Origin of the sequence: Allohahella sp. A8, from assembly GCF_047946665.1 — a bacterium.
Taxonomy (GTDB): domain Bacteria; phylum Pseudomonadota; class Gammaproteobacteria; order Pseudomonadales; family Oleiphilaceae; genus Allohahella.
Map to the genome: position 1 here is coordinate 3,397,985 of NZ_CP172312.1, position 23,211 is coordinate 3,421,195.

General features: G+C 56.8%; 18 protein-coding genes. 11 read left to right on the top strand and 7 right to left on the bottom strand.

The features are described 5' to 3' along the window. Positions 1 to 52 precede the first annotated feature (52 nt). Both ACH3PB_RS15215 and zwf read right to left on the bottom strand, forming a co-directional pair. Positions 53 to 712, bottom strand: coding sequence for a bifunctional 4-hydroxy-2-oxoglutarate aldolase/2-dehydro-3-deoxy-phosphogluconate aldolase (locus ACH3PB_RS15215; RefSeq protein ID WP_416396221.1), 660 nt, complete (start codon positions 710 to 712; stop codon positions 53 to 55). 79 nt (positions 713 to 791) lie between these two features. Further along, the gene (zwf, locus tag ACH3PB_RS15220) at positions 792 to 2,267 is read right to left on the bottom strand and encodes a glucose-6-phosphate dehydrogenase (protein WP_416396223.1); all 1,476 of its coding nucleotides are present in this window, start codon (positions 2,265 to 2,267) and stop codon (positions 792 to 794) included. Positions 2,268 to 2,583: 316 nt separating this feature from the next. Between zwf and hexR the strand changes: the two genes are divergently transcribed. After that, entirely contained in the window at positions 2,584 to 3,456 is an 873-nt protein-coding gene (hexR, locus tag ACH3PB_RS15225; RefSeq protein WP_416399472.1) for a transcriptional regulator HexR, read from the top strand. Positions 3,457 to 3,486: 30 nt separating this feature from the next. Here hexR and ACH3PB_RS15230 read toward each other — a convergent pair whose 3' ends face one another. After that, positions 3,487 to 4,182 (bottom strand): hypothetical protein, encoded by a 696-nt coding sequence (locus tag ACH3PB_RS15230; protein WP_416396224.1) that lies wholly within the window; start codon positions 4,180 to 4,182, stop codon positions 3,487 to 3,489. Positions 4,183 to 4,424: 242 nt separating this feature from the next. Here ACH3PB_RS15230 and ACH3PB_RS15235 point away from each other — a divergent pair, with 242 nt between their 5' ends. The 3 genes from ACH3PB_RS15235 (at position 4,425) to ACH3PB_RS15245 (ending at position 7,038) form a co-directional block, all read left to right on the top strand. Further along, a complete protein-coding gene (locus ACH3PB_RS15235) occupies positions 4,425 to 5,774 on the top strand; it encodes a carbohydrate porin (RefSeq protein ID WP_416396226.1) in 1,350 nt (449 codons plus the stop codon). An 86-nt stretch (positions 5,775 to 5,860) separates the two neighbouring features. Beyond that, positions 5,861 to 6,304: a hypothetical protein gene (locus ACH3PB_RS15240; RefSeq protein WP_416396228.1), complete on the top strand. Its 444-nt coding sequence runs from the start codon at positions 5,861 to 5,863 to the stop codon at positions 6,302 to 6,304. A 140-nt stretch (positions 6,305 to 6,444) separates the two neighbouring features. After that, a complete protein-coding gene (locus ACH3PB_RS15245; protein ID WP_416396230.1) occupies positions 6,445 to 7,038 on the top strand; it encodes a hypothetical protein in 594 nt (197 codons plus the stop codon). A 32-nt stretch (positions 7,039 to 7,070) separates the two neighbouring features. Here the strand turns inward: ACH3PB_RS15245 and ACH3PB_RS15250 are convergent, their stop codons facing one another. Continuing rightward, positions 7,071 to 8,738 (bottom strand): glucan 1,4-alpha-maltotetraohydrolase domain-containing protein, encoded by a 1,668-nt coding sequence (locus tag ACH3PB_RS15250; RefSeq protein WP_416396232.1) that lies wholly within the window; start codon positions 8,736 to 8,738, stop codon positions 7,071 to 7,073. A 261-nt stretch (positions 8,739 to 8,999) separates the two neighbouring features. Between ACH3PB_RS15250 and ACH3PB_RS15255 the strand changes: the two genes are divergently transcribed. Further along, positions 9,000 to 11,387, top strand: coding sequence for a Tex family protein (locus ACH3PB_RS15255; protein ID WP_416396234.1), 2,388 nt, complete (start codon positions 9,000 to 9,002; stop codon positions 11,385 to 11,387). Here ACH3PB_RS15255 and ACH3PB_RS15260 read toward each other — a convergent pair. Both ACH3PB_RS15260 and ACH3PB_RS15265 read right to left on the bottom strand, forming a co-directional pair. After that, positions 11,374 to 12,237 carry a patatin-like phospholipase family protein gene (locus ACH3PB_RS15260; protein ID WP_416396236.1) on the bottom strand — a complete coding sequence of 288 codons (864 nt, stop codon included), beginning with the start codon at positions 12,235 to 12,237 and terminating at the stop codon, positions 11,374 to 11,376. The genes ACH3PB_RS15255 and ACH3PB_RS15260 overlap by 14 nt on opposite strands. Before the next feature lie 150 nt (positions 12,238 to 12,387). Further along, positions 12,388 to 13,548, bottom strand: coding sequence for a hypothetical protein (locus tag ACH3PB_RS15265; RefSeq protein ID WP_416396238.1), 1,161 nt, complete (start codon positions 13,546 to 13,548; stop codon positions 12,388 to 12,390). 115 nt (positions 13,549 to 13,663) lie between these two features. On the opposite strand from ACH3PB_RS15265, the gene ACH3PB_RS15270 reads away from it, so the two are divergent. The 6 genes from ACH3PB_RS15270 (at position 13,664) to ACH3PB_RS15295 (ending at position 20,997) form a co-directional block, all read left to right on the top strand. Next, positions 13,664 to 14,338 carry a Fe2+-dependent dioxygenase gene (locus ACH3PB_RS15270; protein WP_416396239.1) on the top strand — a complete coding sequence of 225 codons (675 nt, stop codon included), beginning with the start codon at positions 13,664 to 13,666 and terminating at the stop codon, positions 14,336 to 14,338. Positions 14,339 to 14,437: 99 nt separating this feature from the next. Next, positions 14,438 to 15,217, top strand: coding sequence for an SGNH/GDSL hydrolase family protein (locus ACH3PB_RS15275; RefSeq protein ID WP_416396241.1), 780 nt, complete (start codon positions 14,438 to 14,440; stop codon positions 15,215 to 15,217). 223 nt (positions 15,218 to 15,440) lie between these two features. Then, complete coding sequence (locus ACH3PB_RS15280; RefSeq protein ID WP_416396243.1) at positions 15,441 to 16,220, top strand: SGNH/GDSL hydrolase family protein; 780 nt, start codon at positions 15,441 to 15,443, stop codon at positions 16,218 to 16,220. Positions 16,221 to 16,274: 54 nt separating this feature from the next. After that, positions 16,275 to 17,309: a hypothetical protein gene (locus ACH3PB_RS15285; RefSeq protein ID WP_416396245.1), complete on the top strand. Its 1,035-nt coding sequence runs from the start codon at positions 16,275 to 16,277 to the stop codon at positions 17,307 to 17,309. 116 nt (positions 17,310 to 17,425) lie between these two features. Then, on the top strand, positions 17,426 to 18,508 hold the full coding sequence (locus ACH3PB_RS15290) for a polyamine ABC transporter substrate-binding protein (protein WP_416396246.1): 1,083 nt from the start codon (positions 17,426 to 17,428) through the stop codon (positions 18,506 to 18,508). Beyond that, positions 18,505 to 20,997 carry an EAL domain-containing protein gene (locus ACH3PB_RS15295; RefSeq protein WP_416396248.1) on the top strand — a complete coding sequence of 831 codons (2,493 nt, stop codon included), beginning with the start codon at positions 18,505 to 18,507 and terminating at the stop codon, positions 20,995 to 20,997. Before ACH3PB_RS15290 ends, ACH3PB_RS15295 begins: the two co-directional genes overlap by 4 nt. Positions 20,998 to 21,010: 13 nt before the next feature. Here ACH3PB_RS15295 and ACH3PB_RS15300 read toward each other — a convergent pair whose 3' ends face one another. Continuing rightward, complete coding sequence (locus ACH3PB_RS15300; RefSeq protein WP_416396250.1) at positions 21,011 to 23,095, bottom strand: catalase; 2,085 nt, start codon at positions 23,093 to 23,095, stop codon at positions 21,011 to 21,013. Between the last annotated feature and the right edge of the window lie 116 nt (positions 23,096 to 23,211).

Here is a 23,211-nt window from a genome sequence, read left to right on the forward strand (position 1 = left end):
GTGTCCGGTATCGACCGGACACTAGCTTCACTCAGTCAATTCCCGAAAACCCTCAACCCCGGCAACGCTGCAGACTTTCAGCTGCCAGGCGCGTCACAGCATCCCAGTCGCAGGCGTCGACTAGTTTCTTGGGCGTCAGCCAGGTTCCCCCGACCGCTGCAACGTTATCAAGGCCAAGATAGTCCCGCGCAGTCTCCTGACGAATACCTCCGGTCGGACAGAAAGTGACATCGCTAAAGGGTCCAGCGAAGGTCTGCAGCGCCTTGACACCACCAGCCACTTCAGCAGGAAAGAACTTGAATTCGCGATACCCCAGGCCATAGCCGAGCATCATCTCAGAAAGCGTTGAGACGCCCGGCAACATTGGTACGGCTGCATTGAGACCATGCTCCAACAGCGCCGGAGTCGATCCTGGTGTAATGATAAACTGGGCACCGGCGGCCTCAGCCTCGCGGTAGGTTTCGACGGTCGTGACGGTACCGGCACCCACCCAGACATCAGGCAGGGCATTGCGCAACTGACGAATGGCAGCCAGACCATGCTCGGTTCGCAGTGTGATCTCCAGAATCCTGATACCGCCAGCCACCAGCGCTCGACTCAGCGCCACGGCGTGATCGAGATCATCGATAGTGATGACCGGCACCAGCGGGCACGAGGAAAGCACCGCCTGGATCTGGTTACGGTGGGCTTGGGGCAGACTGGACTGAAACATGTTGGTTTTCCTTATAAACAATGTGCTGAGACTCAGCTTGAGATGTTGGGTTAAATGAAAGCGGAAGGCGGAGCCGGCCTCAGCCATCTTCGTACCAGCTCCGGCCATCGCGCGCGATCATGGCAATGGCAGCCATCGGCCCCCAGGTGCCCGCCGCATAGCGTTTCGGCAGACCGCCATGGTCCTGCCAGGTCGCAATGACCTGATCGGTCCAACGCCAGGCCGCTTCGACTTCATCCCTGCGCACGAAGAGATACTGGTTATTCTTCATGACCTCCCAGAGCAGCCGCTCATAGGCATCGGGAATGCGCGCCTTATCGAAGGCTTCCGAGAAACTCAGTTCAAGCGGCCCCTGACGCAGGCGCATACCCTTATCCAGCCCCTGATCCTTGGTGAGTATCTGCAAAGACATGCCCTCGTCGGGCTGCAGGCGGATGATGAGCCGGTTATTGGCCAGGTGGGCCTGATCGGGATCGAAGATATAGTGTGGCGCAGGCTTGAAGTGGATGATGATCTGCGACAGTTTGTCCTGAAGACGCTTCCCGGTGCGCATATAGAACGGCACGCCGGCCCAGCGCCAGTTGTTGATCTCGGCCTTGATCGCCACGAAGGTCTCGGTCTTGCTGCCAGCCGCTGCGCCGTCCTCCTGCAGATAGCCAGGCACTGGCTGGCCACCACAGCTGCCTTCGGTGTACTGCCCGCGCACGAGATGGCTATCCACGAGGTCTCGCGTGATTGGACGCAGCGCCTTGAGCACCTTGAGCTTCTCGTCACGGATACTGTCAGCACTCAGGTCAGCAGGCGGGTCCATGGCAATGAGACAGAGCAGCTGCAGCAGGTGATTCTGCACCATGTCCCGCAGCTGGCCGGCCTTGTCGAAATAACCCCAGCGGCCTTCAATGCCCACACGCTCCGCCACAGTGATTTCGACGTGCGAGATGTGATCCTGATTCCACTGGGTGGCGAACAAATTATTGGCGAAGCGCAGCGCGATCAGGTTCTGCACAGTTTCCTTGCCGAGATAATGATCGATACGGAACAGCTGCGATTCATTGAAAACCGCAGCAAGCTCATCGTTGATCACCCTCGACGACTCGAGATCATGGCCTATCGGCTTTTCGACCACCACGCGGGTGGAGGCTTCGATACAGCCTGCCGTGCGAAGGTTACCGCCAATATGACCATACAGTGAAGGCGGCGTAGCCATGTACACGACCAGGGGCACACTCGAACCTTCACGCCATTGACGAATTCCGCTGTAGCCTTCGGCATTGGCAAAATCCAGCCGGAGGTATTTGATTCGCCCAAGCAGCCGGTCTACCACCTCGTCGCTCAGTTCCTTGCTCGGCACATGTTCCGCCAGCTTGCGCGCCAGGCGCTCACGCGTCTTGCCGGTGTCGCTGTCCTGATGCCCCAGAGCCAGAATGCGGGTTTCCGGTGGCAGCAGATCAGCACGATCCAGCTGATAGAGGGCAGGAAAGAGTTTGCGCTGAGCGAGATCGCCCAGGGCTCCAAACATGGCGATATCGCAGCAGACCTTGGCCTTGTTATTCATAGTCGAACAAAACTCACAGCAATAGAGGGATAATTTGTAGTAAACTTACTACAATAGTGGCAGGTAATTGCCTAAAAGCCAAGACATCAACGGAAGGTGTTGATTATTTTACTACATAACTACAGTCGTTGTGGCTGAAACCGTCAGATTCACAGGAGGCTGCGGGCTAGACCCTGTTTTCACAGGTGCACTCGCAGGCTATTGATAAAAGGCGCTATAGTGGCGGGCAGGCGCCATGGCTGATGACAGCACACACGCTTGTCTGACCGGCCGGCAGACGCAACTCCTTACAGACTTTCATGATCAGGATCTCAACATGACCAATGCTGCAGCCACCCAGACTTCGAGCCTGCTGAAGCAGCTTCAGGAACGCCTGGGCCAGCTGAACAAGTCGGAGCGCAAGGTCGCCGAAGCCATACTGCGTGATCCGTCTGCGGCGACGAGGTCGAGTATCGCGGCACTGGCCCAGGCCGCGGAGGTGAGTGAGCCGACCGTCAATCGTTTCTGCAGGAACTTTTCCGCAAGCGGCTTCCCGGACTTCAAGATTCGTCTGGCACAGAGCATCGCGACCGGTACGCCGTACGTGGGTCAGAACGTGGACATCGACGACGATGTCGCCGCGTTTACCGACAAGATCATCCTCAGCACCATGGCCAGCCTGGATCATGCAAGGCAGGCGCTGAACACCAAGGCCCTGGCGAGTGCGATTGACTACCTTATCCAGGCGAAGCAGATCAGTTTCTTCGGTATGGGGGGGTCGGCACCAGTTGCGCTCGATGCGCAACACAAGTTCTTCCGCTTCAATATCCCGGTGGTGGCGTATAACGATGCGCTGATGGCTCGTATGGTGGCGGCGGGCTCCAGCACCGGAGACGTGATGGTCGTTATCTCGTATACCGGCCGCACCCGTGAGATGGTGGAAATCGCGGAACTGGCTCGCAGTAACGGCACCACTGTCATTGGGATAACGGCTCCCGCCTCACCGTTGGCCGAGACCTGCACGGTAGCGCTCGAAGTCACCGCCCCGGAGGACACTGATGTCTATGTGCCGATGACTTCGCGCATCATTCACCTTGCCATCATCGACATCCTCACCACCGGCGTGACCCTCAAGCGGGGCAGTGATTTCCAGGGCCACCTGAAAAAGATCAAGGACAGCCTTCAGCCGACCCGGTTTCCGCTGCGCTAGCTAAAGCAGTTTGCCGGCAGCGGCGCTGGCTCAGACAGTCAGTCGCCGCAAGCCGATGCCCGCCAGCCCTGACAGCAGCAATAGCGCAGCAAGTGGTGCCGGCACAGCGGTTGCAACTGGTATAGGCCCAGCGCCAGCGCCACTGTCGATGGCATTTGATATGGCGTACACACCACCGGGACCTGCCGGCGCCTGTGTCGTCTGCCAGAAGAAGGTGATCGGCTCGCCGGTATCCCAGCCCTCACTGTCGGCCAGCCAGATCAGCTCACCGAGATCGCTCTGCTCCAGACTGAAGCCTACGCCTGCGAACGCCGCCTCCGTAAAATCATACCCCGCGACACCGTTGAAACCATAGGCTTCAAACCCCAGGCTGAACGAGCCCACATCATCGAATTCAACGACGGTCGCGGGATTCGGGAATGGCGGGTCGTTAGGATGATCCACGCCAGGCGTCACTGTATGCGAATAGGTGTAAACAGTGTCGGCAGGATTGGCCGGCGGCAGGCAGTCGGCGAAGCCCGCGGGACAGCTGACGCTACTACGTAGATCACCTACGCTGTCGCCATTACCTCTGACCAAAGACACTTCCACGTCCGGCCCCACAGGGCCGACAATCTTCGCGCCCGTCTCGATCGTGTCAAAATCGGTGACTGAAATGGGCGCGGCTAAAACTGGAACGCTGATAAAACAGCTCAGAAATATCAAACGGTAGACTGGTCGTTGCATGATCAATTCCTTGGTTGAATAGATTGATTGGACAGTTGGTTAAACCCTGCTGCACGCAGATACAACAACAACTGGCTGCGAGCCAAAGTGGCTACGATACAGGGCCGCGCTCACGTCACTCCCACCCTTCTACGCCCCAACCCGATCCGCGCCCCCTCCCCCAAAAAAACAGGCGTGGATGATGCGGCGAGTAGACGCTTCCCTGACTATCGAACAAGACAACAAAAAAACAGGAAGCACCTATGAACCACCTTCAAGTTAAAAGACTCTCAGCCATTGCGGCGGCAGTTGCGGCAGCCGCGTTTGCATCGTCCGCGGTGGCTGTTGAATTTTTTGGATATGCCCGCGCCGGCCTGTCCAGCAACGTAAACAGTGGCGGCGAACAGACCTGTTTCGGCAATGGCGCCAATGGCCATTATGTGGGCAGACTCGCCGACGAATGCGACACCTATGCTGAAATCGGCATCGGCGAAGAGCTATTCGCACAGGATGGCAAGTCATTCCGCATCGATTCGATGATTGCCTACGGCGCAAATCTGCAGGGCAATGATTATCAGGCCTTCAACGGCGCCAACGACGTCAGCGGCGTCAACGTTGAACTCGACCCAGTAACCAATCTACCTGTTACCACCGTCACCAGAAACAACAGTGACCCCTACGGCGGTGGCGAAGTCGCACTGCGCCAGCTGTACGTTTCTGGCAAAGGCGTCGTCGAAGCACTGCCAGGCGCAACGCTCTGGGCAGGCAAACGCTTTTACCAGCGTCACGATGTTCATCAGCTCGACCTCTTCTATGTGAACAACTCCGGCTACGGCGGCGGTATCGAGAATATCCAGATGGGCGCCGGAAAGTTCTCGCTGGCCTGGCTCAACTCTGACAAAAGGGAAAATGACGAGAACATCGTTCAGAACAACAAGTTCGACGTGCGTTATGCCTTTCCGATTGGCTCAAACAATCTTACGCTCATTGGCGTTTACGGCATGGCGGATCTGACCGACCAGCAGGAAGACGCAGGTATCGATGATGAAGATGGACTGTTCTTCAGCGCCGAGCTCGCTTCAGAATTCATGGGCGGCTTCAACAAGTTCGTGTTGCAGTACGCCACCGACTCCCTCGGCGAATCAGCATTCGCCAACCACGGTTCGGGCGTCAGCCTTAACGCACCCTACTACGCCGGCACACTCGAAGAGAGCTGGCGCGTGCTCAACCACGGCGTCATCAAGCTGGGCGGTGGCTGGGATCTGGGTTACTCAGCCCTCTATGCACAGGGTGATACTTACGACGTTATCAATCAGGAGTCACCTGAGCGTCTGAGCGTTGTGGTCCGTCCGGTATTCAACTGGACACCGTTCAGCAGCACCACGTTTGAACTTGGCTATGCCGATGAGCACCAGCCATTTTCGGACGACTCGACTGAGCTGCAGAAAATCGCAATTGCACAGCAGTGGTCTGCCGGTCCGGGTTACTGGGCTCGTCCTGTCATCCGCGCCTATGTCGCCAGCTTCTTCGGTGATCAGGCTGAGTCGGCGCGCGGTGGCGAAGGCGTAGACGGTGATCTGCAGCTGGGCCTGCAGATGGAAGCCTGGTGGTAGCGCAGGACTGACCGTCGAGTGTAGCCGGGGCAGTTCCGATAGGGCTGCCCCGGCGCCCCCTAACAATAATCAGAAGGATAACCGTGATGCTCAACAAAATAGCACTCGTCCCCTTTGTGGCCCTGCTTGCAGTAGGCGGTTGTGCCACTACAGAACAAACTGAAACCGCCAGTGGCAAGCGTGACTTCAGCGAAGTGCTCTACCTGCGTGGCCAGTTCAACTGGTGGGATATCGCGCCCGAGTACAAGGTCAAGAAAGTTGGCGACGACCTGTATAGGACGGAAGTTTCCTTGAAAGCGGACGGCCAGCCCTACGGTTTCAAGTTCGGCAATGCCACCTGGAGCGCAGGCACCAACTGCGGCTACCTCTCCGAGGAATTCAAGACCATCAAGATTGGCGAGCCCGCTAAAGCGAACTGCTCAGCCGTGTTCGAAGATTTCATGTTCACACCGCCTGAAACCGGCACCTATGCCTTCTTTTTCGACAACAGCGGGGAGACGCCAGTCGTCCTTGTAAAGCCCGCCGAATAGTTCCCCCTGTTCAGGCAAGCGTCTTCTTGCTGTGTTTGGGCACTGCTGGTGCCCTCTTTTGATTTTTCTGACGACCCTCTTATCTCCCGCCTCTCCCGCTGTTACATTCAACACCACACCTCTTCCCAAAGGACGTCAAGATGCCGAATCGATGTCGGTCTGCTGCCATTGCCAGATTATCTGCCCTCAAACCGCAGAGCTTTTTCGTGTTAGGGCTGGCCCTGCTGTCCACATCGACTGCAGCTGAATGCCCTTCGACCGAAGAGCAACGCTGGATCTCCGGCAGGCCCTATGACCAGGGCGCCAGGGTTCATCATGAGGGGCAGTGGTACCAGGCTCGCGAACGGCAGGCTGGCCATGAACCAGGCAGTAGTTTCAGCTGGAAGGCCGTAGATGCCCCTGACTGTGACCTGTCTGAACCGATGGCGGCACCCCTCACCGATGAGACGCAGGTGCCGAAATCAAATAGCCATGATACAGGCGCGGCGGAGACCAAGGGCGATATAAAGACCCAACCGCTCCCTCAGAGTGAGCCAGGCTCGAGCTCAGAGGTCAGCGAAATCGCGTGTGAAAGCATTGGTGAATATTCCTTTGGAGAAGCCTATAGCCCAGGCGCACTCGTGAGACACCAGGGTCTGGTGTATCGAGCCACGCGCCCCAGTACTGGCGACATGCCTGGCCTTCAAATGCCGCCCGTCTGGGCGCGTGAGAGTATGGTTTGTGCCGAGCGTTAGCGCCTCCGGAAAGAGGCGCTGAAATGGCGTTTCTATAGCTGTCCGCGTGTTGTCGCACCCGCCGTGGCCGTTACCCTGTTATTGGCTCCTGATTGCCATTTGATAACCTGCGACGGATTGCTCTCACTGCGAATTATGCACTTCCATTCCACAGCCTTGCCGGTCGGTAACGCTATGCTGCCTGTCCAGGATGGATAGCCGCTGGCATCTGGCAAACGCACGGCAGCGCTCGCGTTCCAGTTACCAAGTTCCGCTGTATTGCCCACCACGTAAACGCTCTGACCCCAATTCGTCACGCCATTGTCACAACGGAAGTTGACTGAAGCCGTCGGATCGCGAGGATCAGACCCGCCCCCGGTCTTCCAGACTCTGACTTTGCCATTGTCTGCAGTAACTGCAGACCGGAAGTCACCAGAGGCAATTTGCTCTGGGTTGGACAGGTTGGAATCGAGGGCGAAGACAAGCTTGCCGGCGTCGCCCGTGACCGTGCCGACCAGCCCCGAATACTGTCCGTGGAAGCGGATCTCGGACGATGCTTTCACACCCACGCTCTTGCGCACCTGTATCAACTGGCGAATGAAATCACCGTAGCCCCAGTTGTACATGTGTGCCCAGTACACTACTGGCGTACCTGGACTTGAAAGAATATAGGCATAGGCCATCCTGATCTTCGAATCCGGCAGTGCCCAGTGGTGCTGTCCGCCATTGGCGCCAGGTGAATAGCCGGTATCGTGATTGTCGACGAAGGTAACAGCGACTTCGCGCCAGCGGGGATCACTGTTTCCGTTCAGACCAAAGCGCCAGTCCGCAATGCTGCCATTTTGCATACGCTCTTTCAGGGCGAAGTCAAAGATCGTGCATTTGGCGTCATCCGACCAGTCTTTGAGAATCTCTTGCCAGCTGGCTTGCCTACGCCAGTCGGAGCCTTCATATTCAGCGGGCGACTTCCAGAGCTCTCCTACGCAGAAGCTGTTATCTGCCGCCTCGCCCATCCAGGCGTCGACACGGCTGGCGGAATAGCCGCGTACGAAGTCGAATCGAAAGCCACCCGCCCCGTAGTTATTCTTCAGGTTGCGGAGTTCTGCGCTGAACATGCCGAAGACGTCAGGATGACCGGTATTCAGGTCGGCATCGCCACCCATGAAGCGGTCACCGTCATCACATCCGGTAGCAACATTCGAGGCGGGGTCAGGGCAGTCATGCCGCCACATGCCTTGACCCGTGGGTAAATTGATCGCCTTGTTCGGGTATCCTCGATTCATGTGGTTGGGTACGATGTCGTACACCACCTTCACGCCGTCAGCCCGTAACTGGCGTGAAGCCTGTTTTAGCTGAGCGTCACTGCCGTACTGCCCATCTTTGTTGAAATCGTGCCAGAAATAGCCCTCGCCACCGCCAGAGGTCCCTGTCGAAGGATCACTCCAGGCGGAATGATCTCGCCATGGCGGCGGCATCCAGACTGCGGTGAAACCATCATCGGCGATGCTGGCTGCCTGGTTGGCTAGCGTGTTGTACCAGGCGCCCCTGTTATCACGGACGACATTCCAGTGGAAACCCTGTAATACGATTTCATCGCCCCCATGATAGCGAACCTGATTGGGGCTTTTACCGGCGTTGTCGGCCAGCGTTGCGCCGCTCATTGTGAGGGACGTGCTCGCGATTGTTGAGGCAAGCGCGAGTGTATAGAACGAAGTTCTCATTGCAGTGCTCCATTTTATGTTTGTTGTGAGCATTTCGTATGCGATGAGACTGCTTCGTGATCACCGCAATCCCATCAAACTCCGCTCAGAGGCATTACAAACCCTCCAGGGCTATATTAAATCGGGCGTAAGCTGGGGGCGTAGTACCGGCGACAAACGCAAGCGCGTTGGCTGCAGCACGCGTGGAGCGTGTATCATTCGACGCGGCCAGTTTACTATCCCTCTCGCAGACCGCTTTATAGAGTATAAGAAGGACTTCTCGTGACCTCAGCTACAAGCAACAGTATCAATCAGCGTATCGCCGATGACATAGGCGCAGACGTACATCAGGTCGTTTCAGCCGTTGAACTGCTCGATGGCGGTGCAACCGTGCCTTTTATCTCACGCTATAGGAAAGAGGCTACAGGCGGGCTCACCGATACTCAGCTGCGATTGCTGGACGAGCGTCTCGTTTATCTTCGAGCGCTCGAGGCTCGACGTGAAGCGATCACGAAGGAAATTGCCGACCAAGGGAAACTGGACAGTAACCTGCAGCGTCGGCTGCAGGGCGCCCAGACCAAGGCTGAGCTTGAAGATCTCTATCTGCCATTCAAGAAAAAGCGGCGAACCAAAGGTCAGATCGCAATAGAGGCCGGCTTGCAGCCATTGGCTGAAACTTTATGGGAGCAGCCATCGCATGATCCAGCAAAGACGGCAGCGGCTTATGTGGACGCAGCGAAGGGTATAGCGGATGAAAAAGCGGCGCTTGAAGGTGCCCGCTACATCCTGATGGAGCGCTTTGCCGAGGACGCCTCCCTGATCGCCCGTCTGCGCGAGCAGATGCAGGGTGAAGCCTTTCTCTGCGCAAATGTGCAGGCAGGCCAATCTGCGGAGGGCGCCAAGTTCTCTGATTACTTCGAACACCGTGAGCGTTATGCCAAGGTACCGGGCCATCGGGCCATGGCAATGTTTAGAGGTCGCGCCGAAGGCTTTCTCACACTCAAGCTTCTACTGCCCGAGCGGGATGCGACTGGCGAAGCCAGCTATGGTGATGCCGGGTTCATACAGACAGTCGCCTCGCACCTGAAATTTGTTGATCGCAATCAGCCTGCTGATGCCTGGCGTGCCCAGGTAGTCCAGGCAACGTGGCGTATCAAGCTGGCATTGCACCTCGAAACCGAGTTGTTCGCGGCACTGCGAGCACGTGCGGATGCAGAGGCAATCAACGTGTTTGCCACCAACCTGCGCGACCTCCTGCTGTCGGCACCGGCAGGTCCGAGGCCGACCTTGGGGCTTGACCCCGGCTTCCGCACCGGCGTCAAAGTTGCAGTGGTGGATGCCAGCGGCAAGGTCCTGGATCACACGGCGATCTACCCACATCAGCCCCAGAACCAGTGGCGCCAATCGGTCGCGACGCTGAGCGCACTGTGCCAGAAGTACAACATCGAGCTGATCGCGGTCGGTAATGGCACGGCAAGCCGGGAGACCGAGAAGCTCGCGCTTGAAGTCATCGAGGCCGCGAAGGTGCCTGGCCTCACGAAAGTCATGGTGTCAGAAGCCGGCGCGTCGGTGTACTCGGCCTCAGCTCTGGCAGAGCAGGAATTTCCTGACCTTGATGTCACCATCCGCGGCGCGATTTCAATTGCGCGACGCCTGCAGGATCCGCTAGCCGAGCTGGTGAAGATAGACCCGAAAGCAATCGGTGTCGGCCAATACCAGCACGATGTCTCCCAGGCCGATCTTGGTCGCAGCCTCGAAGCTACAGTCGAAGACTGTGTAAACGCCGTCGGCGTTGATCTGGATACTGCGTCCTCCGCACTGCTCTCTCGTGTTGCCGGCCTCTCCCCGTCACTCGCGGACAGTATCATTGGTTATCGCGACGAGCACGGTACATTCACTTCGCGTGCTGAGCTCAAGAAGGTGCCGCGCCTGGGGCCAAAAGCCTTCGAGCAGGCGGCTGGATTCCTGCGCATTCCCAAGAGCAGTAATCCACTGGATGCTTCCGGCGTGCATCCTGAGGCCTATCCAGTCGTGAAGCGAATCGTCGCGCACGCGGGCCGGCCTGTTAATGAACTGATTGGCGACAGCGCCTACCTTCGCAGCCTGGATGCGAAATTGTTCACCGACGAACAATTCGGTGTGCCTACGGTGAAGGACATCCTGGCAGAACTCGAGAAGCCCGGTCGTGATCCCCGCCCAGAGTTCCAGACCGTGCGCTTTGCTGACGGCATTGAAAAGCTGAGCGACCTGAATCCGGGGATGCTACTCGAAGGCCAGGTCACGAACGTCACAGCCTTTGGCGCCTTCGTCGACATTGGCGTGCATCAGGACGGCCTCGTACATATTTCAGCGCTGAGCGATCAGTACGTGAAGGACCCGCGGGATGTGGTAAAGGCTGGCGACATCGTCAAGGTCAAGGTGATGCAGGTCGACACGCAGCGCAAACGCATCGGTCTGTCGATGCGCCTGAACGACCCAATCGAAGCCGAGTCGGATGGCAAGAGCAAGAGCGAACGATCAGGCAGCACACGAGACAGCAGATCAGGAGGCCGGGGTGATTCAGGTCGTCAAGGATCTGGCCGAAGCAACACCGCAGCGGCCCAGCAGCCACAAAGTGGGCACCCTTCAGCGCTGGCCCTGTCGCTGCAGGCAGCGCTCAAGCGGAAGTAAGCAGGGCCTCGAGCGCGCCAACGTTTTCGAGGTAATCGCGGGCGGCTTCGAGCCCTTCGCGATAGCCCTCAGCCAGCCTCTCCGGCTGGCGAGTCAGCCGCCCAACCGGAAACCTGGCTGGCGGCGCTATGATTCGAACACGACAGTCAGCAGGCGGCTCGGTAATGAACGCGAGCGAAGCATTGTAACGCTCGTGTCGTTGTAACAGTGCTTCGGCGAGTGCTGGATATTCCCGGAACACCGAACGAGTGACAGCAGGCAGACGTGACGGCTTCTTGCGGTAGCCCAGCGGACGCGACAGGATGACCGTTATATCGCGCGCACCTTCTTCATACGCACGTTCGACCGGTATCGAATCGATGAGACCGCCATCGCTCATCGGCTCGCCATTCACCAGCGGGTAGTCCCGATAGGCCACGGGTATCGAACAGGATGCTGTCAGCACGCTGTGCATGTTGTCCCGATCGATCCTGATGTAACGCGGCTCTCCTGACCGCACGGCAGTAACGCCCACCCATAGCGGCGTATTCCCATTGAGATAGTGTTCCAGATTGAGCGGGACATCCTCATAAGACTGATGCCATAGCCAATGCACATCGCACAGGTGTCCGCCCTTGATGAAGCGGCGCCAGTTGATAAATTCTGGCGCACAGGCATGCTCCATGATGATCTTCCGGCTCCGTCCGTGCTCATTGCACAGATAGCCCATCAGGTTGGTGGAACCGGCAGAAACGCCAAAAGCATAGGCGAAGGGGCAATAGGCTGCTGCCATGAAGGCGTCCAGAACGCCGGCGGCAAAAATGCCCCGCATCGCACCGCCTTCGACAACTAGCGCTGAAGTGTTGTGCATGTCCATATCCCCCAGTTCCGTAGACGAGCGCAGACCGCTCGAACAATGGTCAGGATGGCAGAGCCCGAAAGACAATCACAAGCCCCACGTCAAACGATTGACGATGAGGCCCGTAATCCACTGAAGGCTCTGACAGCAGCGACAGGTGCGCTATTGAAGCGCGGAAAGCCTCAGTTCGATCCGCGACGCGTTCGCCTGAACATCGGTCACCGAGACAGCGGGCTGGGCTGGCGGCACATCACTGGCCCAGGCCTTGGCAAACTGCGCCAATGCATCCCTGCTCTGCTGGTAGGCCGCCTCGTCTTTCGCCTTGAGAATGCCCGCCTTCTCTTCCAGCAGTTTCTGTGCAGCCATGACGAATCCTGCGCCGTCCTGATATTCGACCGCATTCACGAACTTGCCGTCCTTCACAGCCTCTGCATATTCAGCAGTCGCCGATTTCACGAGTGCAAGCACCACATCGGCAACGAAAGAGGCGGCGTTGAGCTCCGAGGCATCTACGGCTTGCTGAGCTTTCGTGATGCCTTGCTCAGCCACATTGAACTCATTCTCGACATCGCTCCACTGAGTGGCCTTACCCGCAGCGGTAGCCAAGGTTTCTAGCGTTTGCTCGAGATTCGTCACCGCATATTTATCCAGTGCTGGTTCCAGGCGCTCATAGAGCACCCCGCGAGGATGCGTGAGATGCACCGCACCAGCTTTGACTTCGCCATTCTCGATCAACTGGCGCCCTATCAGCATGTGGCCTTTCATCATCTCCAGCAGGCTAAAGTACACACCGGCCGACTCTTCGGCGCCAGGCGCGGATGAGCCGCCTTCACCGCCTTCACCGCCTTCACCACCTTCACCACCTTCACCACCTTCACCGCCTTCACCGCCTGCGCTGAAGTGGTTGAAGGCCGTGCCGCCTTCGCCGCCTTCACCACCGTGGCCTTTCTCACCACCTTCACCACCGTGGCCTTTTTCACCGCCTTCACCACCATGGCTTTTCTCACCGCCTTCACCACCATGGCTTTTCTCACCGCCTTCACCACCGTGGCTTTTCTCACCGCCTTCTCCACCATGGCTTTTCTCACCGCCTTCTCCACCATGGGCTTTCTCGCCGCCTTCGCCACCGTGGCTTTTCTCACCGCCTTCGCCGCCATGGCTACCCGTGGCTTTTTCGCCACCCTCACCGCCATGCTGTTCCACAGGAACTTTCGAGCTGCTGGCCGTCGATTCTGCCATGGCCTGAGTCGCAGCCAGACCTGGTCCCACCAATAAGCTAGCCACACCAACGCCTAGCCAGAGTTTCAGTTTCTGCTCCTTCATACCTCTCCCCATTCTTCGCTTGCAGCGAAATCAGCTGATTTTCTTTAGTATCGAGATGATCGATTAATCCCGTGCGATAATGCAAGTGATTCTCATTTTGGTAATGGAGTGAGGCATGATCCTCTGTATTGGTAATGTGCTGAATGAAGGGCAGTTGCAAGCGCTGCGGCAGGTCCTTGGCCAGGCAAGCTTTCGCAATGGCAAGGACACCGCCGGATGGCACGCCAGGCTGGTGAAGAACAACGAGCAGGCTGATAGCCGGGATAAGCAGGTGACTGCTCTGCGGCAAACTGTAGGCAATGCGCTGGAGAACAATCCCGTCTTCCAGATGGCTGCGCGACCTTTGCGAAGCACCCCGGTCATGTTCAGTCGGTACCGGATCGGCATGACCTACGGTAATCATGTTGACGACCCGGTGATGGGCTCGGGTCCCGACAAGCTGCGTACCGACCTGTCATTTACACTGTTCCTGAGCGACCCAGACAGTTATGAAGGTGGTGAACTCGTCACCGACACCAGCGCTGGTGAGAGCAGCTACAAGCTCCCTGCCGGTGCACTCGTTCTTTACCCCTCGTCGACGCTTCACCGCGTCGAGCCTGTAAGCAGCGGGGAGCGGCTGGTCGCCGTGGGCTGGATCCAGAGCACCATCCGCGATCCGGGGCATCGGGAGATCCTGTTCGATATCGACACGGCACGAAGACAACTGTTCGATCGCGATGGCAAGAGCAGAGAGTTCGATCTGCTCTCCAAATCGCTTTCGAACCTGCAGCGGATGTGGGCAGAGATATAGATCTGACGCACACGAGAAGTGCGAACAGGTTCTCGTTCAGCAAACAGGATTTAGCCTACCGTGGGAGAGCAAATAACCATAATAATCAACGGTGCTCTTATGAAAATCCTCAGATCAGTGCGGCAGCATCTGCTTTCGCGCAATACGCTTCTATCCTTCAGAACCCTGCTTACCCTTTCACTCGCCACCATGCTGACTGGCTGTGACGGCATCGGCGGCCTGCTCAGCAACGCGCGCGTTGCCGATGCTGACAACGATCAGGTTATCACCCTCGGGGACTCGATCTTTGCGCTGTCCGGCAAACTCCAGGACGAACTCGAAGCCAAGGCAGGCGAGACCTTCCGACGCTATACGGTTTCAGGCGCCGAACTGAGTGACGGCAGTGTCGCAACGTCCGTCGAAGACCAATATCAGCGGGCACTCAGCGACAACTCAGACATCGAGACTATCGTCATGAATGGCGGCGGCAATGATATATTGATCCCGGCTATTGTCTTCGATCCGAACGACTGCAAGACACAGTGGTATGAATTCGGTCGATTGAGCGCAAAATGCCAGCGTTTCATCGATGACGTCTACGTCGACAGTGTCAACTTGCTCAATCAAATGGACGCCGATGGCATCGATAATGTCATCTACCTGGGCTACTACTACACCAAGAATGGCATTTTCCTGCTCGACAGTATGGAAGAGGCGGTGGATTACGGTGATCTCCGCCTGAGTCAGGCCTGCGATTTCAGCACAGTGGATTGCCAGTTCGTCGATCCACGTGCCTCGATTCGCGACAGTCACATCATTATCGACGGCATCCACCCGACCACGGCGGGCTCCCGGATCCTGGCTAACCTGATCTGGCCAAAGCTGCAGCCTCTACTGTAAGCCATCCAGGTTTATCAGCGAGCACTCGATGAGCGTGAATTCCTCAGCTGCAGGCGGACATTCCCTCATCGATGCGCTCGCGTTACCGCTGAAACTTCCAGTTATACAACAGCGGGTTACCTAAATCAGTAAACGCCAACCAGTTCTCAATTCGTCATTGACTGATTCAGTTACGTTAGCTCTGTTCAACCAAAAAACCTCAATAACAACAGAGCACTTACTCATGATGAAGATGAAAGCAATGCGACAGAAGCTGCTGTCGCGCAAAACGCTCATTTCTGCCAGGACGGTCGTAGCACTGTCACTGGCCACGCTTCTGGCTGGTTGCGATGGCCTCGGCGGACTGCTCAGCAATGATCGTGTGGTCGACGCAGATAACGATCAGGTCATCACCATCGGCGACTCAATTTTTGCGCTGTCCGGCAAGCTGCAGGACGAGCTCGAAAGCAAGGCAGGCGAAACCTTTCGTCGCTATACCGTGTCTGGTGCTGAGCTGATTGGCGGAAATCTGGCCACCTCTATCGAAGCCCAGTATCAGCGTGCGCTCACCGATAATTCCGATATCGACACCATCGTCATGAATGGAGGCGGTAACGACATCCTGCTGCCGGCCATTGCCTTCGATCCGAACAACTGCAAGACACAGTGGTATGAATTCGGCCGCCTGAGCGCGAAGTGCAAGCGCTTCATCGATGATATCTATGTCGAAGGTGTGAACTTCCTCAACCAGATGGACGCCGATGGCATCGACAATGTCATCTATGTGGGTTACTACTACACCAAGAACGGCATCTTCCTGCTCGACAGCCTCGAAGAGGCCGTGGACTACGGCGACGCGCAACTGAGTCGGGCCTGTGACTTCAGCACCGTGAGTTGTCAGTTCGTCGACCCACGCTCATCGATTACTGACGACAATATCATCGTTGACGGCATTCATCCGAACGACCAGGGTTCAAAAATACTGGCGGATCTGGTCTGGCCGAAACTGCAGCCTCTGCTGTAGGCTTGACCAAAGCCAAGGCTGCTGTGAGCGTAAGAGGTTCCTGAAATCACCATTATGAAAACACGGTTTTTTCTCGTTGCTGCGCTCGCAGTACTGGTGACAGTCTCATTGCTGGTTCTGCTGCTGCCAACCTTCGACGCCACCATACCGGGTGACGTCGCTTTGAAGGCCGATGGCCCACGGCCAGGTACCAGTAACGATCAGCCCGCTTCCGACTACCCCGCCGATGCGGCGACGCAGGAAAATCGGCGGTTGGCCAGCGAACTGGCTAACACCTACGGCGACACCATTTCCGATATCGCGGTTCAGGTGACGCTTCTGAAATTACGCGAAGCACTGCTTCGGAAAGATCCACAGAACGGCCTTGCCCGCTTCAACGAAATCATCCGAACAGCCTTTCCCAACCTTGCTGCAGAAATTCTGCAGTCTGTCGAACTCATGGCGACCTACAGAGACTGGCTCTTCGAAGTCCAGCCTGAACTGGTAGCGCTGGATCAGTTGCAGCAGGACGCCATGCTCTGGACCAGGCGTCGTGAATTATTCGGCGACGGCGCCGAGCGCATATGGACTGCAGAGCGCGAAGAGACTGCAAAAAAGCAACGACAGATCCACTCAGCTATTGCTCAGCTCGACAAGGCTTACGAGACTTCGCTTGAAGAAAAGGTCTATCAACTGGAAACCGCACTGGAGGAAACCTATGGAGACCTGCAATCGCGGGCTCTGATCGGCCCAGCCCAGACTGCGCAGGTCTACTTCGATCTCGACTCAGTGCAGAGCGTGCTGCACGATATGCCACCGGACGAACGACAGGACAAGATCCGTGAGTTGCGCATCAGCATGGGCTTTACTGAAGCTGAAGCGGAAAAGCTCGCTGAATCCGACGCCAGGCGAAACGAGCGCTGGGACAAGGGCTTGTCGTACATGACGCAGCGGCAGGACCTGGAAGCCCGCCTCGAAGGAGAAGCACTTTTAGAGGCACTTGATGATCTTCGTGAAAAGGTCTTTGGCCGTGAGGCATCCACAATTGCCAAGGAGGAAGCCATTGGGTTCTTTCGCTACAAGCGCCCCCGTCTCTATGGCAGAAACTAGGCCGCTCAAGGCATAATGCCTCTGAGCGCCGTGCGATCGTCATTTGTAAAACGCCCTCGCTAGACTAGCTTTACAACATCAGCTTCCATTCTTAATGCAGTAACCGGGCTCAGGTGATGAAGCGACTATTACAGTCCTGCGTGCTATCCGCTGCAACTCTGCTTGCAGCAGCCCTGTTAGCCGTAAACATTCGCGCGCAGGAACTCCCGTCGGAGCTCGTTCTGCTTACCTGGTCTCATTATTTCGATCCTGCAGTCATTGCTGAGTTCGAGCGGGCCAACAATACCAGAATCCGCCTGATCAACTTCGAAACCGACGACGGTCGTGACGAGCTCTTGCTTGAAACCGACGGCCGTGGCTTTGATCTCATCGTGGCGAATGGTACCGGCGTGGGTAAATATGCTCGTGAGGGCTGGCTTGCGCCCATAGAAGATCGCCTGGTGCCGAATCGCGAGCTGATCGCGCCTCAGTGGTTTGACTACTTTCCAGAAGCCCGTGAGTATGCCGTGCCTTATACTTGGGGTACCGTCGGCATTGCCTACCGCAAGGACCTCTACCGGAAGCCAGTAGAGAGTTGGGCAGCCTTGTTCAAGCCGGATCCGGCGCTATTCGGCAAGATCGCCATGATCCGCAGCAGTCGCGATACTGTGGGGATGGCACTCAAGATGCTTGGCTATTCCATGAACAGCGAGAGTATCGAGGAAATCAATGCGGTCGCGCCCCTGCTGGTGGCACAGCGGCCCTTCGTCAAGGCCTACTCCTACCCCGTCATAGATGCGCAGTCGGCGCTTGTATCTGGGGAAATAGTGATGACCATGATCTATAGCGGTGATGCTCTGACGCTGCAGCAGCATCACCCCGACATTCAATTCGTGTTACCGCGCGAGGGCACGGGTCTGTGGGTCGATTATCTGGTTCTGTCGACCTATAGCCGGGAGAAGACGCTGGCGTACCGTTTTCTGAATTTTATCAATGAGCCGGCCGTTGCGGCCCGGCTGACGAGCTATGTGAATTACGCGTCGCCAAACGCAGCCGCAGAAAAGTTGTTGCCTGAGTCGATTCTGAACAATCCGGTCGTCTACCCACCGCCTGAAGTCCTGCTCGAAGCTGAACGTTTTACCAGGCTCAGTCCGAAGGCGGCCCGGTTACGGAAACAGTTGTTCGCCAACGTTGCTGAAAGAACGGTAGCGCCTGATTGAAGCTGAACGCCAAGATCCTGCTGATTATCCTGCCGCTACTCGTCGTTGCAATCGGCTGTACGGGCTGGTTTGCCCATAGCCAGCTGAGTGAGGCCTCGCTCGAAAACAGCCGCCGCCAGGTTGAGTCCGCCCTAGTCGATCTTCGGTCGAGCATTCTGGCCACACAATCCAACACGCGTTCCAATCTTGATCTTTTTGCCAACGACACTTTGCTGCAGCGCTATGTATTAACTGATGAAGAAGGGCGCTACGACCTGCTGCTGACCGCACTCCTGCGGCTTCTGAGCAGCTATCAGAAAGCCTACCCCGCCTACTTCGAAATTCGGATATTGATGCCTGATGGCTTCGAAGATGTCAGGCTCAGCAGCCTCGACATCATCAATACCACCGAGTTTGAAGCCAACAGTGCGATCTTCGAAAAGATACTGGCTGCGGGCGCTCATGACTCCTCGTTTTTTGCCATGAATCCGGATACCGGTCAGGTCGCCCTCTATTTCTCCAAGCCACTGCTGGTTCGCGACAATACCCGAGAGGCTTTCGACGCCAAACCTACGTTACGGGCTTTCCTTTCAGTGGCTGTGTCATTGAAATGGCTCCAGGACAAAATGAATGAGGCCCGCACGGAAACCGGTGCAGTCCTGATGCTTACCGATGCGCAGGGCAAGGTATTCATGCATTCAGAGGGCGCTGAATTCATCCGCACCGAAGAACATCTGAGCTCGAAACTGTCGGCGGACGGCACTTCGCACGCTCGACTCGAGAACCTGCTGTCTGCCGTTCCGGTGCAGGACTTCACTGCCATCCAGTTGGGCGGCCAGGATGGCTTCCTCTGCTCGCATCCGGTCGCTGACAGCTATCGACTCGTGGCGTGGCTGCCCGCACGCAAGCTGGTCAAACGGTCAAACGAACTCGCCCTGTTCATCATCCTGATCTGCCTCGGTTCGGTCTTGGTGATTTCGCTTGTACTCTACGCTCAGCTGAACATGCTCATTATTCGTCCAATAAGACATCTGCAGCGTGCGACAGAAGCCATCGGCCGAGGCCACCTGCTGAAGAAGATTCACGTCAAGGGCAATGATGAAGTCGGGGCGCTGGCCGAGTCGATCAATGCCATGAGTGCGAGCTTGCAGAAATCTCACGAGCAGGTTCGCTTCCTCGCCTACCACGATACCCTCACGGCACTGCCGAACCGGCTCATGTTTTATGAGCAGCTCGCCAGTACGATTGCGACCGCAAGGCGGTCGGGCGCCAGGTTTGCCGTGTTATATCTCGACCTCGATCACTTCAAACGCGTCAATGACACGCTTGGCCATCGTGCGGGTGACCAGCTGCTAGGCATCGTGGCTGAACGGCTGGCCCACTGCATGCGGGAAAGCGATTTCATAGCGCGCTCCGATAGCACTGAAGACGAGGTCAGTAGCCCGGGCATGCTGGCGCGTATCGGAGGCGACGAGTTTCTCCTGCTGCTGCAGGACATCCCGGATCTGTTATTGCCAGGCGTGATTGCCGAAAGGATTGTCGATTCAATTTCAAAACCCATTCCGGTCGACAATAATGAGTGTTATGTCAGTGCGAGCCTCGGCATCACCATCTATCCGGATGACGGCGAATCACCCGATTTGTTGATCAAGTACGCCGATATCGCCATGTATCATGCCAAGAGCGAAGGTCGCAATAACTTCCAGTACTACCGCGACTCCATGAATAGCGCCATGGTAGAGCGGGCGAATATGGAATCGAAGCTGCGCGAGGCAATCCGCGAAAACCGCCTGTTTCTGCAGTATCAGCCACAGGCAGACCTGAGGTCCGGCGAAGTGATCGGGGTCGAAGCGCTGGTCCGCTGGAGCGATCCTGAACTGGGCATGATTTCGCCGTCTACCTTTATCCCCTTCGCTGAAGAAAACGGACTCATTGTCGAAATTGGTACTTGGGTGCTCGAGCAGGCCTGCAGACAGGCTGTGGCCTGGCTTGATGAGACTGGTACGCCCATCAAGGTTGCGGTGAATGTTTCGGCAGTGCAGTTCGCCAAGGGCAATTTTCAGGAGGTGGTCCGGAGCACGTTGACACGCAGCGGACTGGCGCCCTCGCATTTGTGCCTGGAGATCACTGAAACCTCATTTATGGAGCACATCGACCGGATCGATATCGTACTTGAAGAGATACGGGCGCTAGGCGTGCTCATAGCGCTCGACGACTTCGGCAAGGGCTTTTCGTCGCTGAATTATCTGCGCCAGTTCCCGATCGATATTCTGAAGATAGACCGCAGCTTTGTGAATGAGCTTTCAGACACTGACAGCGACACTGGCGCGATCATTACAGCGATCATTGCCATGGCCCATGCCCTGCATATCAAAGTGATTGCCGAGGGCGTGGAGAACACCCAGCAGCTGGAGTCCTTGCGAAGTCGGGATTGCGATTTCGTTCAAGGCTTTTACCTTTACCGTCCGCAGGACGGGACCGGGATCCCGCCACTGCTGATCAATGACTAACTGTTAGCGGCTGTCACGGCTTACGCTGCCAGAAGCGCAAGGACTGACAGGCGCTGATCAGTTTCTCCGCATCGGCTTCGGCCTTCATTTCCAAACAGCCGCCATCGGTCTGGTCGACGCCGGCCTTCTTCAGCAAGGCTGCCGAGCCCTTTGTGTAGCCGATAAACTTCATATGTGCGAAGGCATCAGCTACGAAGTCTCTTGCAGGCGGCATGGCTCTAAGTTGCTCAGCCCCCTCTGCAGTAAGCAGAAGGCACACTGCGTCGAACAATACCGAGGGTCCGCCGTCAATCTTTTCCTGTACTTCTGCAACGCTGCCATCACTAAGCGTCACGCCACCGATTTCGGGTGCAATCACGGCGAGCATGGCATTTTCCTTCTTCACCGCCGCCTTGAGCGCATTGAAAATCGCGGCGTCACTGCCATCAGCCATGAGCACACCGAGCTTGCGGCCGGCAAAGGTACCAGGCGCATTCTTGAGAATACTCAACGCATCGGATACTGGCAGATCCTGGCGGGTTGGCATGGCTGCTTCAGCAGGTGCCGGCATATCAGGAATACGCAGCTGCTTGGCAACCTTTTCGGCAAGCGCCTGATCGATGTTCAGCAGATGGGCTACCATTCTCACCCTGATAGCTGGTGTCTCGACCTTACTCAGCTCGAAGGTCAATGCGTCTGCCAGGTGCATCTGCTCCACTTCGGTCTGGCTGATGTAAAATTGCCGTGCCTGACTGTAATGGTCGGCGAAGGTCTCAGAGCGCGAACGCTGCTTCGTGCCACCTTCATCTACCGCGACGCTTGTGAATCCTTTGCGTGCATCAGCGCGCGGTCCGCCATTTTCGCCCCAGCCATTGGGTTCGTAGTTTGCCCGACCCTTCGGATTATGCATGGCCATATGGCCATCCTGCTGGAAATGGTGGAACGGACATTTAGGCGCATTGACCGGAATGTGGGTAAAGTTCGGTCCGCCCAGCCGCTTGGTCTGTGTATCCAAATATGAGAAATTCCTGCCCTGTAGCAGCGGATCATTACTGAAGTCGATGCCAGGCACGATGTTCTGGGTGCAGAAGGCAACCTGTTCGGTTTCTGCGAAGAAATTGTCGACACGCTCATTGAGCACCAGCCGGCCCACCTTGCGGATTGGCACCTGCTCTTCTGGAATCAGTTTCGTCGCATCCAGCACGTCGAATTCGAACTTGTCTGCAAAGGCTTCATCGAACACCTGCAGGCCCAGCTCCCATTCCGGGAAGTCGCCGGACTCGATGGCGCTCCAGAGATCACGACGATGGAAGTCAGGATCAGCACCATTGATCTTCAACGCCTCGTTCCACACAACTGACTGCATGCCGAGCTTGGGCTTCCAGTGAAACTTGACGAACACTGACGCGCCTTCGGCATTCACCATTCTGAATGTATGCACACCGAAGCCTTCCATGAAACGGAACGAGCGGGGGATGGTCCGGTCGGACATCTGCCACATCACCATGTGCATCGCTTCTGGCATGAAAGAGATGAAATCCCAGAAATTATCGTGAGCCGATTGTGCCTGTGGAAACGCACGATCCGGCGCTTCTTTGACTGCGTGAACAAGGTCAGGGAATTTCATGGCATCCTGAATGAAGAACACAGGAATGTTGTTACCGACGATATCCCAGTTACCTTCCTGTGTGTACAGCTTCACTGCGAAGCCACGAACATCACGGGCGAGGTCGAATGAGCCCTTGTTGCCGGCCACGGTGGAAAAACGTACGAAGGCCGGTGTCTTCTCGCCCTTGCGCTGGAACAGATCGGCCTTGGTCAGCTCAGGAATTGGATCGTAGGTTTCGAAATAGCCGCGCGCGCCATAGCCCCGCGCATGCACCACCCGCTCCGGAATACGCTCATGATCGAAGTGGAAGATCTTCTCGCGCATGATCTGGTCTTCGAGGAGCGTAGGCCCTCTGGCCCCGGCCTTGAGCGAATTTTGATCGTCGGCGATCGGCACACCCTGTGCAGTTGTCATGATCGGGTTCTGGCTGCTCGCCTGCTGGTGGATCTCTCCACCCTTACCGGTAGGCACGTTCTTGTTGTCGGTGCCTTTGTGAACTGACTTCGTCATTCTAGTCTCCAGAGTCATTGCGCTGATCCGGCTAGCAGGACGCCGCCGAACTGTGTGTAAGCGAAGATAGGAAGAAGATGATCCTGAATCTGTTACGCTACCTTGGGCAATGCAGA

Excerpts from the sequence above, each read along its gene's own strand:
- ACH3PB_RS15215 (WP_416396221.1), bottom strand. The coding sequence starts at position 712 with ATGTTTCAGTCCAGTCTGCCCCAAGCCCACCGTAACCAGATCCAGGCG.
- zwf (WP_416396223.1), bottom strand. The coding sequence starts at position 2,267 with ATGAATAACAAGGCCAAGGTCTGCTGCGATATCGCCATGTTTGGAGCC.
- hexR (WP_416399472.1), top strand. The coding sequence starts at position 2,584 with ATGACCAATGCTGCAGCCACCCAGACTTCGAGCCTGCTGAAGCAGCTT.
- ACH3PB_RS15230 (WP_416396224.1), bottom strand. The coding sequence starts at position 4,182 with ATGCAACGACCAGTCTACCGTTTGATATTTCTGAGCTGTTTTATCAGC.
- ACH3PB_RS15235 (WP_416396226.1), top strand. The coding sequence starts at position 4,425 with ATGAACCACCTTCAAGTTAAAAGACTCTCAGCCATTGCGGCGGCAGTT.
- ACH3PB_RS15240 (WP_416396228.1), top strand. The coding sequence starts at position 5,861 with ATGCTCAACAAAATAGCACTCGTCCCCTTTGTGGCCCTGCTTGCAGTA.
- ACH3PB_RS15245 (WP_416396230.1), top strand. The coding sequence starts at position 6,445 with ATGCCGAATCGATGTCGGTCTGCTGCCATTGCCAGATTATCTGCCCTC.
- ACH3PB_RS15250 (WP_416396232.1), bottom strand. The coding sequence starts at position 8,738 with ATGAGAACTTCGTTCTATACACTCGCGCTTGCCTCAACAATCGCGAGC.
- ACH3PB_RS15260 (WP_416396236.1), bottom strand. The coding sequence starts at position 12,237 with ATGCACAACACTTCAGCGCTAGTTGTCGAAGGCGGTGCGATGCGGGGC.
- ACH3PB_RS15265 (WP_416396238.1), bottom strand. The coding sequence starts at position 13,548 with ATGAAGGAGCAGAAACTGAAACTCTGGCTAGGCGTTGGTGTGGCTAGC.
- ACH3PB_RS15270 (WP_416396239.1), top strand. The coding sequence starts at position 13,664 with ATGATCCTCTGTATTGGTAATGTGCTGAATGAAGGGCAGTTGCAAGCG.
- ACH3PB_RS15275 (WP_416396241.1), top strand. The coding sequence starts at position 14,438 with ATGAAAATCCTCAGATCAGTGCGGCAGCATCTGCTTTCGCGCAATACG.
- ACH3PB_RS15280 (WP_416396243.1), top strand. The coding sequence starts at position 15,441 with ATGATGAAGATGAAAGCAATGCGACAGAAGCTGCTGTCGCGCAAAACG.
- ACH3PB_RS15285 (WP_416396245.1), top strand. The coding sequence starts at position 16,275 with ATGAAAACACGGTTTTTTCTCGTTGCTGCGCTCGCAGTACTGGTGACA.
- ACH3PB_RS15290 (WP_416396246.1), top strand. The coding sequence starts at position 17,426 with ATGAAGCGACTATTACAGTCCTGCGTGCTATCCGCTGCAACTCTGCTT.
- ACH3PB_RS15300 (WP_416396250.1), bottom strand. The coding sequence starts at position 23,095 with ATGACGAAGTCAGTTCACAAAGGCACCGACAACAAGAACGTGCCTACC.